Raw genomic sequence first — 13,567 nt, forward strand, 5'->3', positions numbered from 1 at the left:
TTTTTATCTCCCCTTTCTCTAATTATTATTCCTTAAGTTTATATGCTACACCTTCACGAACCATTTCAATAATTATTCCCTTTCCAAAAGATACCTGCAATATTTTAGTTTGCTTATTTACTGCAACAATCTGTCCTATTAATCCACCTTTTGTTACTATTTTATCTCCAGCCTTTAAAGATTCCAACATTTCTTGCCTTCTTTTTTCTTCTCTTCTTTGAGGGACTATTGCAATAAAGTAGAAGATTGCTATTACAACTCCCCAAACAATTAATAAACTAATTAAACTCCCAGTATTTTGGTCCATAGCTCCTCCTTCTCCAATCTATTTTCTCTGTCATTACTAAGAAATCTCTTAAGAAAACTTTTTTTATACTCCTCATACCTCCCTTCTATTATACTTCTTTTTAATTCAGACATAATCCTAAATAAAAATCTTAGATTATGAATAGTTAAAAGTCTATAGGAAAAGGTTTCATATTGAAGATACAAATGTCTAATATATGCACGGCTAAACTTTCTACAAGTATAACAATCACAGTCTTCTTCCAATGGGGATAAATCTTCTTTATAGATAGCATTTTTTATATTTCTTCTCCCATCTCTTGTATAAAAAATCCCATGACGAGCAAGTCTCGTTGGCAAAACACAATCAAACATATCAATACCAAACCCTACCATAACAACGAGATCCTCAGGAGCTCCCACCCCCATAAGATATCTTGGCTTATCATCTGGCAAATTATCTGTAATAAATTGCGATATTTCATACATCAACTCTTTTGGTTCTCCTACACTAATACCACCTAAAGCAAAACCATCTAATGGCAATTCCAACATTTTGTTAATAGCTTCCAGTCTAAGGTCTTTGTAAAATCCTCCCTGAATTATACCAAATAGATTTTGATAATGTTTTCTATTGTTATAGTTTATACTTCTTTTCAACCATTCAATAGTTAGTCTTAAAGCTTCTTCAGTCTCCCAATAATCCGCCCCATATCCAAGACAAACATCTAAAGGCATGACAATATCTGAACCCAACTTACTCTGTGTATCAATAACAAGTTCTGGAGTAAAAAAATACCTTGTACCATCAATGTGAGAACTAAAATGGATCCCATCATTATCAATCTTTCTCAGTTTTGCTAAGCTAAAAACCTGATAACCTCCACTATCTGTCAAAATAGGACCATCCCAAGACATAAATTTATGTAAACCACCTGCTTTCTCAATTATTTCTGGTCCTGGTCGTAAAAATAAATGATATGTATTACTTAAAATAATTTCTGCTCCCTGCTCCCTGACCTCCTCAGGTGATAGAGTTTTTACAGCTCCTTGTGTGCCTACTGGCATAAAGACAGGAGTTGTTATTTCTCCATGATAAGTCTCTATCTTACAGATCCTTGCTTTACTCTTTTGATCCCTTATCAATACTTCAAATTTCATCCTACACCTCAATATATAAACATGGCATCTCCAAAGCTATAAAATCTAAATCTTTCTTCAATGGCTTTTGCATATGCTTTTTTCATTAAATCATATCCCATAAATGCGGAAACTAACATTAATAGGGTAGATTTTGGAAGATGAAAATTTGTTATTAAACCATCAATTATTTTAAATTCAAATCCAGGATAAATAAATAAATCAACAAGACCTTTTCCCGCCTTTACCCTACTACCCTCTCTATTTCCTTCCAAGGTCCTTGTAACAGTAGTTCCCACTGCTATTATTCTCCTTCCCTCCTCTTTTGCCTTATTTATCCTGTAACTAACTTCTTCTGAAATCTCATAGTATTCTGGATCAATCTTATGTTTTGTAATATCATCTACAACTACAGGTCTAAAAGTACCTAAACCAACATGTAGAGTTATATATAAAATTTCAATTCCCATATTTTTTAAATTCTCTAATAACTCAGGAGTAAAATGTAAACCTGCGGTAGGAGCAGCAACTGAACCTAACTTTTTAGCATAAACTGTTTGGTATCTTTCTGGATTTTCCAAAGGTTTTTTAATATAAGGAGGTAAAGGTATCTTTCCAATCTCAGGCAAAATATTTTCTAAATTTGGCGTTGAGAACTTGAGAAGAAATATACCATCTTCATTTCTTTCTAATACTTCACAAAACACATCATCCTTAAAAAGAATTTTAGATCCAATTTTTGCTCTCCTTCCTGGTTTTATGAGAGCAGAGAAGGTCAAATCATCTATCTTCTTCAACAACAAAACCTCTATTTTAGCTCCTGTCTCTTTTCTTCCATATATTCTTGCAGGTATTACCTTTGTATCATTTAAAACTAATACATCACCTTTTCTCAAAAACCTGTGAATATCTCTAAAAATACAGATAGATATCTCTCCACTCTCCCGAGATACTACCATTAATTTGGAGCTATCCCGTGGTTCTACTGGTTCTTGGGCTATCAATTCTTCTGGCAAATAGTAATCATAATCAGATAATTTTAGTACCATCTTTTTATATCTACCCCTTGATAGTAGTACTTTAAAATATCCTTATAATTATAACCTTTTTCTGCCAAATACTTTGCACCCTTTTGAGACATTCCAACACCATGCCCATAACCCTTTCCTTTAAAATACATCCCGCCATTTGAAAATTCTATATTAAAAAGAGTACTCGGTAAATCAAAAATCTCTCTCCACAAAGTTCCTTTGATTATATTTTCACCCATTGTATTCTTTAGGACAACATTTTTTACTCTTCCAGTAGCACTCTTCTCTAATTCTATAGTGTCTATATTTTCTAAATTTATATTTATTGATAATAATTTTCTCCTCGTATCTTCAAAAGAATAGTATACTGTCCAACTATCCTTTTCAAGTTCTTCTACATCCTTAACACTTCTCAAATAAGGATAATATCCCCCCCAAACGTCTTCACTATTTTCCGTTATGCCTCCTGAGGAGGAATGAAAAAATGCCTTTATTAAACTTCCATTATAAGTAATAACTTCTCCTATCGTCTCCAATACTGCCTTATTAGAACTTTCCTTCTCATAACTAAAGCCCTTATAAACTTGGCAGTGAGTTGTTGAACACAGATCAAAATCTTTATGTTTTCCCATATTTGCTAATGCATAGGTTCTCGAAGCTACAGCCTGTGCCTTTAAAGCCTCTATTGGATAAGAGGCTGGCATCTCTGCAGGTACAACACCATACAAATATTCCTCTAAATTCAATATATTTATAAGCCATCCGTCATTGTTTATCTCAAAAATACCTCTATATTGGTTAGAATTTATTGTTATTTTCTTATCTTTCTGTGGATATAGAGTAATCGGTAAGCTAAGGATTAAAACGTCCTTACCAAAGTTTAATACTGCACAATTTTCAGAAATTTTTAAATATAGTTCTCCATTTCCTCCCAATTCAATATTAATATAAGAGTTAACAATTAAACCAACATTTGAAATAAATATTTCTCTGTCTATTTTTAAGACACCCACTCTTATGATAGGTATCTCTTGAGAAAAAGAGACCACAAATAATATTAAAAAGAGAACAAAGATACAAAAGATCCTCATTTCAAGATCCTAAATATGATACTTAGGATTATAGTCAAGATAATACTTAAGATAATAGAAGTGGTAACAGGAAAATAAAAGACAAAATTCTTCTTTTCAATCCTTATATCACCAGGAAGACGACCAATAGGAAAGAACTTAAGACCATAGGATAAAACTATTCCCAAAATTATGAGAATGACTCCTAAAATAATCAACCATTTCCCAAATAAATTTAACATAGTTCGATCACACCCCCACATATAACATCTTGTATATTAGGAATATTTTTAACTACTAATTTTTCCGCAGGAATCAATTCTCCATCCATAGTTGCCATTAAATCCTTCTCCCCCTCAATCTTTACCTCTTTTGCCCTATACATTTTTACATGAGGATTAATAGTGTGTTTTCCAAAATAAATTAATGGAAAATAGAGAACTAATTCTAAGGGATGTATTTTCTCCACAATACAAATATCAAATAAACCATCATTTAATCTAGCACTTGGAGTTATTTTCATTCCTCCTGCATAATTTCTTGTATTTCCAATAGCCACTAACGTAATTTCTCCACTCCAAACTTTATCATCCATATAAATGTTACACTTTTTTGGTTTATAATTTTTAAGGGTTAAAAAAACTGATGCCACATATCCAAGCGGTCCCCTAAACTTTAATCTATTTGCTGTTAAATTTGCTTCTGCATCAAATCCCAATCCAGTAACCCCCACAAAATATCTACCATCTATCATGCCTAAATCCATCTTAAAATTTTTGCCCTTTTTAAGTAGCTTAACTGCCTCTTTTAAGTTCTTAGGAATTTTCAAAGATCTTGCTACATCATTCCCTCTTCCAATAGGAAGAATTCCTAATTTAGCTCTACCTCTAAGTCCATTCACAACTTCATTCACTGTTCCGTCTCCACCTGCAGCAACAACTATATCTGCCCCCTTATCCAAAGCCTTTTCAACCTGCTTAAGAGTTCCCTCTCCTCCTAATGTAAACTCAATATCAAAATTAATATTTTCTTTCTCTAACAAAGATTTAATTTCTGGAAATAACTTTTCTCCTCTGCCTTTATTTGCTATAGGATTAACCAATACATGATATTTCATTTCTTCTCTCCTTTCCAGTATCTCTCCTTTTCACTATATATACAACCGCAATATTTTTGTCTATATAAATTTAGTTCCTTAGCCTTATTTATAGCAGTCCTATATTCACTTCTATAGTCATAATAAACAAACTCTATATTATACTCATTTTCTAACATCTTACCAATCTTAAATATTAAATCATGCTTCTGATAAGGACTCATTAAAAGTGTAGTAGTAAATCTATTAAATCCTAAATCTTTAGCAGTTTCTACTGTTTTCTTTAGCCTCATATAGTAACAAACAGGGCACCTTTCATTCTCTCTATAAACTACATTTCGAATAAAACCTTCTAAATCATAATCATCATTTACAATTAACTCTAAATTTTGCATACTTGCATAATTTTTTAAGGTTTCTAATCTCATTTTGTATTCCTGATAAGGATGAATATTGGGATTATACCAAAAACCTTTCACATCATACCCATTCTCTCTTAGCTTTTCAAGGGGATATATCAAACAAACCGCACAACATATATGCAAAAGAAGATCCCTATTCATGAGTCAGCCTCCATTAAATGAGTTAAACCTAAAGGTGTTATTATTCTTCCTCTTGGAGTTCTTTGAATAAAACCAATCCTTAAAAGATAAGGTTCATACATCACTTCTATTGTTTCAGGAGATTCATTCAAAAACTCAGCAAGATTTTTTATTCCTACAGGTCCACCTTTAAAATTATCCCTAATCGCTTTTAATATTTTTCTATCTAACTCATCCAATCCTTTATAGTCTATTCCTAAGAAATTTAGAATTTCTTTAACCTTATCAATACTTAAATTATTAATATCCATAACCTGAATATAATCTCTAACCCTCTTTAGAAGCCTGTTTGCAATTCTTGGTGTACCTCTTGAACGCTTTGCAATCTCCAAGAGTACTTCTTCAGAAAGATTTAAATCCAATATTTTTTGGGATCTTAACAAAATCTCTACCAACTCTTCCTCATTATAATAGTCAAAATTGGCAATAAAACCAAATCTATCCCTTAAAGGATGACTTAATAATCCAGGTCTTGTTGTAGCTCCAACAATAGTAATAGGTGGTAGTTTGAATTTTATTATTCTTGCAGAAGGTCCTTTACCAGTAACTATACTTATAGATAAGTCCTCCATTACAGAATATAATACCTCTTCAAGAGAGGGGGAAAGTCTATGAATTTCATCAATAAATAAAATACTTCTCTCCGATAAAGATGTTAAAATTCCTACTAAATCACCAGTCTTTTGCAAAGTTGGTGCAGAAACCATCTTTATTTCCACATTCTCTTCAGTAGACAAAATTAAAGCCAATGTCGTCTTACCTAAGCCAGGAGGACCACAAAATAAAATATGATCTAAAGCTTCTTTTCTTTCTTTTGCAGCTTTTAAAATAATATCAAGTCTTTCTATAATCTTCTTTTGACCAACAAATTCACAAAGATTCTTTGGTCTTAAAAGATTTTCTAAGGCTGGTTCTTTTTGAACTAAAGAAAAAGAATAATTCTTTCTCATTTATTTACATCTTTCTGAGTATATCTAATGCAATCTTTATTAATTCTTCTATAGATTTCCCTTTCTCCTTTGACAATTCTTTCATTACTTTGTTAACTTCGCTTTTTGTATAACCAAGATTAATCAAAGCATTTGCTACTGTTTCAATTTCATCGCTCTTTTCTTCAATAGGCAATGTCCTCTTAGCAGAGAAAAATATTTTTTGGGCAATTTTTTTTCCAATTCCTGGAATAGAAGTTAAGATCTCCCAATTATTATTTTCTAAAGCATTTTTCCAGTCATTATAAGTAATATTATCTACAATCTTCAAGGCTAATCTCACCCCCACTCCCGGTAATTCCATCAGGCTTTCAAAAAAATCCCTCTCGTCTTTTTCTAAAAAACCATAAAGTCTAATACTTTCCATATTAAAAATCTCACTTACATAAATATCTATTTCTTCTCCTATCTTATCTTTTATTTTTTTTATACTACAATCAGATAGAAATATCCTAAAACTAATTTTATTTAACGAAATTATTAAAACATTATTGTCAACTTCCAATATCTTTCCATGAATATGATTGATAAAACTCAAACTTTATCACCTTTAGTTAAAGAATAACATATACAAAGCGCCAATGCATCTGCAGCATCATCTGGTTTTGGAATTTCCTCTAATTGTAGAAGTTCTTTTACCATAATCTGCATTTGCTCCTTAGTAGCTCTACCATAGCCTACTATAGTCTGTTTTACTTCTAAGGGAGTAAAGGTCTGTAACTTAATATTATGTTGATAAGTAGATAACATTATTACTCCCTGTGCTTGGGCAACATTTATAGCTGTTTTCGTATTCTTATAAAAATATACATTTTCCATTACTACAACATCTGGATTATACTTTTCTAAAATATTAGAAATTTCCATATATACATAGTTTAATCTTTTTTCTACAACCCATTCCTTTGGAGTAGTTAATACTCCATAATCTACTATTTTTAGTTTTTTGTTATTAAAATCAACCAAACCGTAGCCTATAGTGGCTGTTCCTGGATCAATTCCTAAAATTAACATCTAAGACAATTTTTGCAAAATTTCGTCAGGAATATCAAAATTAGCATAAGTTTTTTGTACATCATCATGATCATCTAATTCTTCCATTAGTTTCAAAAGCTTTTCTGCATCTTCACCTTGAACAGGTACTAAATTTTTTGGAACCTTAGTTACTTCTGCTTGAGTTATCTTATATCCTTTAGCTAATAATGCTTCTTTAACAGCAGTGAATTCCTGTGGAGATGTGATAATCTCAATACTATCAGGATCAATTCTTACATCTTCTGCACCAGCTTCTAAGGCATCACTCAAAAGTTGATCCTCATCCACTACACTTTCTTTATCAATGAAAATACTCCCCTTATCTTCAAAAATCCATGAGACACAGCCAGCCTCTCCTAAATTGCCACCATGTTTTGTAAAGATCCTTCTAATCTCAGAGGCAGTCCTATTTTTATTATCTGTTACAACCTCTACCATAATTGCAACACCAGCAGGTCCGTATCCTTCATAAACTACCTCTTCATAAGTTACACCAGGAATTTCTCCTGTTCCCCTCTTAATAGCTCTTTCGATGTTTTCTTTTGGCATATTTGCCTCGCGAGCTCTCTCAATAGCAGCTCTTAATCTTGGATTAGTTTCTGGATTCCCTCCTCCTTGTTTAGCAGCTATTATAATTTCTTTACTTAAATTGGAGAAAAGCTTCCCCTTCTTTGCATCTGTTGCTGCCTTTCTATGTTTAATATTTGCCCATTTTGAATGTCCAGACATTATTCCGCCTCCTTACATTGAAATTTTCAAAAGTATATCTCAATTAGAATTCTACTATATTTTATTAAGTTTGACAAGAAGAGAAAGAATAGGTTAAATCAAGAATTTTCTATAATTTTCTTAAACGCCAAAGGTATGTTTTCAACTATATCTCCTGCAATAAGACCTCTATCTCCAATTGTTTCTTTGTATATCAAAGAAGATAAAGAATGAATATAATTACCTAACACACATGCTTTCTTAATAGAAATTCCCTGAGCTAATAAAGCGGTAAGTATACCTGTCAAAACATCTCCCGAGCCTGCTGTAGCTAAAAGAGAAGATGCAAATGGATTTATATATACATCACCATCTGGAAAAACAGACAAAGAATAAGGACCTTTTAAGATAAGATTTATATTATATTTTTCTGCAAATTTTCTCGAAACATCTATCCTGTTTTCTAAAATGTGTTCTATTGACAAATCAGTTAAACGAGACATTTCCCCTATATGAGGGGTTATTATTATGTTACCTTTATTTAGATAAGACAAAGTAGGTTTAATTGCAGTTAAAGCATCTGCATCAATAACTAATGGCTTATCAATTTTCAAAACCAATTCTTGAATAAATCTTTGAGTAGCTTCAAAGAGTCCAATACCTGGTCCAATCCCTACAGAATCTATTCTCAATTTTTCTATAATTTCAAGAATTTTACTTACACTCTCATAGGATATATAACCACTTTGATCCCCTAATGGAATGAAAATAATCTCTGGATTTTGTCCCCTATGAAGATTACTTATAGATTCTGGAAGAGCAAGGTAAACTAACCCAGCAGAAGTTCTTAAAGCGGACTTTGCAGATAAAATTGGAGCACCACTATACTGGAGGGATCCCCCTATAATTAAAACTTTACCCTTTTCCCCTTTATGAACTCCTAATGGAAATTTAGGAATACTTTTTAAAATATCTTCTTCTTGGACATAGTATATATTAGAAGGAATCAAGTCGTTTAAAAATTTTATAGGAAATCCCAATGGATTAACAACAAGTTCCCCAATGTAATCTATAACCTTTGGATTAAAAAAGCCAATTTTGGGTAAAAACATAGTAACTGTATAGTTTGCTTTGATACAAGCCCCCATAATTTTACCAGAATCAGCATCTATTCCTGTAGGCACATCTATTGAGATAACAGTTTTGTTAAGATTATTAACTTCTTCAATTATACTTACTAACTCATTATCTAATGGTCTCTTTAGACCAATCCCTAAAAGCCCGTCAATAATAATATCAAAAAATCTTATGCTTCTATATTCTTCTCTTAGTGATAAAAATTCTATCTCTGTATTTTTTAAAATCTCATATTGTATCTTCGAAAGCTCAGAAATATTTTTATCCCAATTGTATAAAAAAACTGTTGGCGTTATTCCATTCATATATAGATAGCGCGCAATAACTAAGGCATCTCCTCCATTATTTCCTGGTCCACATAAAACACATATCCTTTTATCCTTTAAATTTATTTTCTCTTTTAATAAGCTAAAAGATTGAGCACCAGCATTTTCCATTAACAACAATGGAGGAATATTATATTCTTTTACCAACTTATTTTCTAAAATTCTTGTCTCTTCAACAGATAAAACCTTCATCTTTTTCCTTCCAATCTCAAAACAACTCTATTTGGCAAACACACAATACTTTCTCCCACTTTTTTAATCCATCCTTGCTTCACACATAATTTATCAGGACATGGAGATGCTATCATTCTAACCCCATACTTAGGATCATACTCAAAATAACTTTTATCTATTACTCCTTCTACACTAAAAACTTTTTTCTCTTGAATTTTTGCCAAATTAATTCTCATTACTTCCTTGTTATTAACTTCGACAACTAAATAGAAAGCTTGCCCACTGGTATAGAAATATACCCAAATAATAAAAGCAATGATTAAAATAGAAAATAAAACTATAAATTCTTTTTTCATAAAATAGGGGTAGATAAACTACCCCTACCTTCTTATCTCCTCTTGAAATTTAAAATCCCTTTATAAACTGCCCCTTCTCCTAATTCTTCCTCAATTCTTAATAACTGATTATATTTTGCAATTCTATCGGTTCTACTTAAGGAGCCTGTTTTAATTTGCCCACTATTGACTGCTACAGCTAAATCTGCAATAAAAGTATCTTCTGTCTCTCCTGATCTATGGGAAATAACTGTTTTATATCCATTTTGATGAGCAAGTCTTATAGTATCAAGAGTTTCTGTTAATGTACCAATCTGGTTTACTTTAATTAGAATTGCATTTCCTATTCCCTTTTCAATCCCCTCTGCTAAAATCTTAGGATTTGTAACAAATATGTCATCACCCACTAATTGAATTCTCTTTCCTAATCTTTGGGTTAGCTTTTGCCATCCTTCCCAATCCTTTTCAGATAATCCATCTTCTATAGAAACAATAGGATACTTTTCTACTAAATACTCATAAAATGCTATCATCTCATCAGAAGATAATGATTTTCCTTCTGCCTGTAAATTGTATTTGCCATCTTCGTAGAATTCACTTGCTGCAGGGTCAAGGGCAAGAGCAATATCTTTTCCAGGTTCAAAACCAGCCTTTTTAATGGCTTCTACTAAAATGGATAGAGGTTCTTCATTCTTTTCTATATAAGGAGCAAAACCCCCTTCATCACCAACATTAGTATTAAGCCCTTTGCTCTTTAATATTGATCTCAAAGTCTGAAAAACCTCAACAGCCCATCTTAATGATTCTCTGAAGTTTGGTCCAAGAGGCACTATCATATACTCTTGGAAATCTAATGGGTTATCTGCATGCTTTCCACCATTAATTACATTCATTAGAGGGACAGGAAGTTCACGGGCTTGAATGCCTCCAAGATAAGCATAAAGAGGAATACCTAAATAATTTGCTCCAGCTCTTGCTACAGCTAAAGACACAGCTAATATTGCATTTGCTCCGAGTCTTGATTTATTTTCTGTACCATCTAATTCTATCATGGTTTTATCAATCAAGTACTGATCTAAGGCGTCCATTCCAATTAATTCAGGCGCAATAATCTCATTTATATTTTTTACTGCCTGAGTAACACCCTTTCCTTTGTATCTTTTTTCATCCTTATCTCTTAGTTCTAAAGCCTCTCTACTTCCCGTAGAAGCCCCTGATGGTACTATTGCTCTTCCCATACTTCCATCTTCTAAATAAACTTCTGCTTCTACTGTTGGATTTCCTCTTGAATCTAAAACCTCTCTTCCAAATATATCTAATATAGTTGGCACAGTTTCACCTCCTGAGAAATTTTTAGAAATATTATAACACTTTAAACTTAAAAATCTTTTAAAGTTCTTTTAAAAACAATACAAATCATATAAAATAAAAGAAAAAAAGATGGAGGTAGAAATATGGAATATATTTCACCATCATGGGAAGAAATATATAAACAATGTATTGACTTAGCCAAAAAAATTAAAGATGACAATTATATTCCTGAAGTAATAGTAGGTGTGGCAAGAGGAGGATGGATACCAGCAAGAATCCTATCGGATCTTCTTGAAAATTCTTATACAGCCAATATAAAGATAGATTTCTATAGAGGGGTTGGTGAAACAAGAGAAAGACCCGTTATAACTCAAACAATATCTACAGGAGTAGAAGGGAAGAAAGTTTTAATTGCAGATGATGTAGCGGATAGTGGGAAAAGTTTAAAAGTTGCAAAAGAACACTTAGAGCATTGTGGTGCTTCTCAGGTAAAGATTGCTACCATTTATTATAAACCATGGTCCATAATTAAACCTGATTACTACATATCTGAGACATCCGCATGGATTATTTTTCCTTGGGAGGTTAACGAGACTCTTCTTAAAATTGCAAAAAACCTAAAGAGTCAAGGTAAATCTCACGATGAGATCTTAGATGAACTTTTTAAAACAGGAGTAAGTAAGGAATTAATAGATAGATTTAGAAGTGATTTTTGGAAAAATCTATGAAGGCAGTTTCTGCAGGTGGAATTATAATTGATGAAAAAAATAGAGTCTTAATACTACAGAAGAGAAATGGATGTTGGGTACTTCCTAAGGGACATGTAGAGGAAGGAGAAAATATAGAAGAAACAGCTATAAGAGAGGTAGAGGAAGAATCAGGTATAAAAGCAAAGATTATAAAATTTATAGGAGAAATAGAATATCATGCAGAAGCCACAGAATTTCATCCTGAGGAAGATAAAAAGGTTTTATGGTTTTTAATGTATCCATTAACGAAAGATATTAATGTGGAAAAGGAAGTATTCATTCAGGGAAAGTTTGTTGATATGAAAACTGCATTAAATTTATTGACATATCCCTTAGAAAGGGAAATGGTTAAAAAGGCTTATAGCTTAATTAAGGAGGACCAAAAATGAAGGTTTTAATGCTTAGCTGGGAATATCCTCCAAGAATCGTTGGAGGCTTAAGCAGGCATGTTTATGGCTTGAGCAATGCTTTAGCTTCTCTTGGCATTGATGTAAAAGTTATAACATGTTGTTCAGACATTGCTCCTGATGAGAAAAATAAAAACCTTGAGGTATATAGAGTGCCATCAAAGATTATAGATACACCTGATTTTTTAAGCTGGATATATTTCTTGAATTTAAATTTTATTAGAAAGTCAATAGAGATATATGAAAGAGATAATTTTGATATTATCCATGCTCATGATTGGCTAAGTGCTTTTGCAGGATACACCTTAAAGCATAGTCTAAAAAAACCTTTAGTTTCAACAATCCATGCTACAGAGTATGGAAGGAATCAAGGTATATATACAAGAGAGCAAAAATTTATTCATGATATTGAATGGTGGCTAACTTATGAATCATGGAGAGTCATAGTATGTAGTAATTCAATGAAGGAAGAAGTTAAGAATCTTTTTAGTCTTCCTGAAGACAAGATAGATATTATACCTAACGGAATAGACATAAAAGATTTGGATTCTGGAGATATTAATTTAGAAGAAATTAGAAAAAAGTATGCTCCTAATGATGAAAAGATAGTACTTTTTATCGGTAGAATGTACTTTCAAAAGGGACCTGAATATTTGCTAAGATCAATTCCTATTGTTCTCTCAAAATTCCCTAAAACAAAATTCATTTTTATTGGTACAGGAGACATGCTTGAACAATTGAAAAGAGAAGCATATGAATTGGGTGTTCAAGAGAATACAATATTTACAGGATTTATCGAAGATAATTTGAGAAATGCCATATTAAAAGTAAGCGATATATGTGTTTTTCCAAGCATTTATGAACCATTTGGTATAGTTGCCTTAGAGGCAATGGCTTTAGAGAAACCTGTTATTGCCTCAAATACAGGTGGCTTTAGTGAAATAATAGAATCTGGTAGGGATGGCATACTTTTCAAACCAAGAGATGTTAGCGAACTTTCTCAAAAGATAATTTTCCTATTAGAAAATCCAGATTATGCAAAGGAGTTAGGGAGAAATGCTAAAGAAAAGGTAGAGAAAATTTATACCTGGGATAAAATAGCAGAAAAGACTTTAGAAGTTTATAATAGAGTTTACAAAGAGTATCAAAATTCCAATTGGAAATAAGGAGGA

At 32.1% G+C, this 13,567-nt stretch carries 15 protein-coding genes and 1 pseudogene; 2 read left to right on the forward strand and 14 right to left on the reverse strand.

Going from position 1 to position 13,567, the window contains the following annotated elements; all coding sequences use genetic code 11:
• Window positions 1-25: 25 nt before the first annotated feature.
• The 14 genes from yajC to CBR30_01520 all read right to left on the reverse strand — a co-directional run bounded on the left by yajC (window position 26) and on the right by CBR30_01520 (window position 11,259).
• Window positions 26-307, reverse strand: coding sequence for a preprotein translocase subunit YajC (gene yajC, locus CBR30_01455; GenBank protein ID PMQ02346.1), 282 nt, complete (start codon window positions 305-307; stop codon window positions 26-28).
• Window positions 283-1,446 carry a tRNA guanosine(34) transglycosylase Tgt gene (locus CBR30_01460; protein ID PMQ02347.1) on the reverse strand — a complete coding sequence of 388 codons (1,164 nt, stop codon included), beginning with the start codon at window positions 1,444-1,446 and terminating at the stop codon, window positions 283-285. Before CBR30_01460 ends, yajC begins: the two co-directional genes overlap by 25 nt.
• Before the next feature lie 8 nt (window positions 1,447-1,454).
• Entirely contained in the window at window positions 1,455-2,474 is a 1,020-nt protein-coding gene (locus CBR30_01465; protein PMQ02348.1) for a tRNA preQ1(34) S-adenosylmethionine ribosyltransferase-isomerase QueA, read from the reverse strand.
• The gene (locus tag CBR30_01470) at window positions 2,465-3,547 is read right to left on the reverse strand and encodes a hypothetical protein (GenBank protein ID PMQ02349.1); all 1,083 of its coding nucleotides are present in this window, start codon (window positions 3,545-3,547) and stop codon (window positions 2,465-2,467) included. The genes CBR30_01465 and CBR30_01470 overlap by 10 nt, the downstream gene beginning before the upstream one ends.
• Window positions 3,544-3,768 carry a hypothetical protein gene (locus tag CBR30_01475; GenBank protein PMQ02350.1) on the reverse strand — a complete coding sequence of 75 codons (225 nt, stop codon included), beginning with the start codon at window positions 3,766-3,768 and terminating at the stop codon, window positions 3,544-3,546. The genes CBR30_01470 and CBR30_01475 overlap by 4 nt, the downstream gene beginning before the upstream one ends.
• Window positions 3,762-4,643: a diacylglycerol kinase gene (locus CBR30_01480; protein PMQ02351.1), complete on the reverse strand. Its 882-nt coding sequence runs from the start codon at window positions 4,641-4,643 to the stop codon at window positions 3,762-3,764. The genes CBR30_01475 and CBR30_01480 overlap by 7 nt, the downstream gene beginning before the upstream one ends.
• A complete protein-coding gene (locus tag CBR30_01485) occupies window positions 4,640-5,185 on the reverse strand; it encodes a hypothetical protein (protein PMQ02352.1) in 546 nt (181 codons plus the stop codon). The genes CBR30_01480 and CBR30_01485 overlap by 4 nt, the downstream gene beginning before the upstream one ends.
• Window positions 5,182-6,174 carry a Holliday junction branch migration DNA helicase RuvB gene (locus CBR30_01490; GenBank protein PMQ02353.1) on the reverse strand — a complete coding sequence of 331 codons (993 nt, stop codon included), beginning with the start codon at window positions 6,172-6,174 and terminating at the stop codon, window positions 5,182-5,184. Before CBR30_01490 ends, CBR30_01485 begins: the two co-directional genes overlap by 4 nt.
• Window positions 6,175-6,178: 4 nt before the next feature.
• Window positions 6,179-6,751 (reverse strand): Holliday junction branch migration protein RuvA, encoded by a 573-nt coding sequence (gene ruvA, locus CBR30_01495; protein ID PMQ02354.1) that lies wholly within the window; start codon window positions 6,749-6,751, stop codon window positions 6,179-6,181.
• Window positions 6,748-7,227, reverse strand: coding sequence for a crossover junction endodeoxyribonuclease RuvC (locus CBR30_01500; protein ID PMQ02355.1), 480 nt, complete (start codon window positions 7,225-7,227; stop codon window positions 6,748-6,750). Before CBR30_01500 ends, ruvA begins: the two co-directional genes overlap by 4 nt.
• Window positions 7,228-7,977 (reverse strand): YebC/PmpR family DNA-binding transcriptional regulator, encoded by a 750-nt coding sequence (locus CBR30_01505; GenBank protein ID PMQ02356.1) that lies wholly within the window; start codon window positions 7,975-7,977, stop codon window positions 7,228-7,230. It abuts the gene before it with no gap.
• A gap of 98 nt (window positions 7,978-8,075) precedes the next feature.
• The gene (locus tag CBR30_01510; protein ID PMQ02357.1) at window positions 8,076-9,611 is read right to left on the reverse strand and encodes a bifunctional ADP-dependent NAD(P)H-hydrate dehydratase/NAD(P)H-hydrate epimerase; all 1,536 of its coding nucleotides are present in this window, start codon (window positions 9,609-9,611) and stop codon (window positions 8,076-8,078) included.
• On the reverse strand, window positions 9,608-9,949 hold the full coding sequence (locus CBR30_01515) for a hypothetical protein (protein PMQ02358.1): 342 nt from the start codon (window positions 9,947-9,949) through the stop codon (window positions 9,608-9,610). Before CBR30_01515 ends, CBR30_01510 begins: the two co-directional genes overlap by 4 nt.
• 32 nt (window positions 9,950-9,981) lie before the next feature.
• Entirely contained in the window at window positions 9,982-11,259 is a 1,278-nt protein-coding gene (locus CBR30_01520; GenBank protein PMQ02359.1) for a phosphopyruvate hydratase, read from the reverse strand.
• A 123-nt stretch (window positions 11,260-11,382) separates the two neighbouring features.
• On the opposite strand from CBR30_01520, the gene CBR30_01525 reads away from it, so the two are divergent.
• Window positions 11,383-11,967, forward strand: a complete 585-nt coding sequence (locus CBR30_01525; protein ID PMQ02360.1) for a phosphoribosyltransferase — start codon at window positions 11,383-11,385, stop codon at window positions 11,965-11,967.
• Window positions 11,964-13,561, forward strand: a pseudogene (locus tag CBR30_01530) (glycosyl transferase family 1). Before CBR30_01525 ends, CBR30_01530 begins: the two are co-directional and overlap by 4 nt.
• Window positions 13,562-13,567: the final 6 nt, after the last annotated feature.

The sequence above is a fragment of the Dictyoglomus sp. NZ13-RE01 genome (genome assembly GCA_002878375.1).
In the GTDB taxonomy this organism is placed as follows: Bacteria; Dictyoglomota; Dictyoglomia; order Dictyoglomales; family Dictyoglomaceae; genus NZ13-RE01.

Bases quoted from the DNA above. Each gene is read 5' to 3' on its own strand.
- CBR30_01525 (PMQ02360.1), top strand. From the start codon at position 11,383: ATGGAATATATTTCACCATCATGGGAAGAAATATATAAACAATGTATT.
- yajC (PMQ02346.1), bottom strand. From the start codon at position 307: ATGGACCAAAATACTGGGAGTTTAATTAGTTTATTAATTGTTTGGGGA.
- CBR30_01505 (PMQ02356.1), bottom strand. From the start codon at position 7,977: ATGTCTGGACATTCAAAATGGGCAAATATTAAACATAGAAAGGCAGCA.
- CBR30_01475 (PMQ02350.1), bottom strand. From the start codon at position 3,768: ATGTTAAATTTATTTGGGAAATGGTTGATTATTTTAGGAGTCATTCTC.
- CBR30_01515 (PMQ02358.1), bottom strand. From the start codon at position 9,949: ATGAAAAAAGAATTTATAGTTTTATTTTCTATTTTAATCATTGCTTTT.
- CBR30_01460 (PMQ02347.1), bottom strand. From the start codon at position 1,446: ATGAAATTTGAAGTATTGATAAGGGATCAAAAGAGTAAAGCAAGGATC.
- CBR30_01465 (PMQ02348.1), bottom strand. From the start codon at position 2,474: ATGGTACTAAAATTATCTGATTATGATTACTATTTGCCAGAAGAATTG.
- CBR30_01485 (PMQ02352.1), bottom strand. From the start codon at position 5,185: ATGAATAGGGATCTTCTTTTGCATATATGTTGTGCGGTTTGTTTGATA.
- CBR30_01500 (PMQ02355.1), bottom strand. From the start codon at position 7,227: ATGTTAATTTTAGGAATTGATCCAGGAACAGCCACTATAGGCTACGGT.
- CBR30_01490 (PMQ02353.1), bottom strand. From the start codon at position 6,174: ATGAGAAAGAATTATTCTTTTTCTTTAGTTCAAAAAGAACCAGCCTTA.
- CBR30_01470 (PMQ02349.1), bottom strand. From the start codon at position 3,547: ATGAGGATCTTTTGTATCTTTGTTCTCTTTTTAATATTATTTGTGGTC.
- CBR30_01510 (PMQ02357.1), bottom strand. From the start codon at position 9,611: ATGAAGGTTTTATCTGTTGAAGAGACAAGAATTTTAGAAAATAAGTTG.
- CBR30_01480 (PMQ02351.1), bottom strand. From the start codon at position 4,643: ATGAAATATCATGTATTGGTTAATCCTATAGCAAATAAAGGCAGAGGA.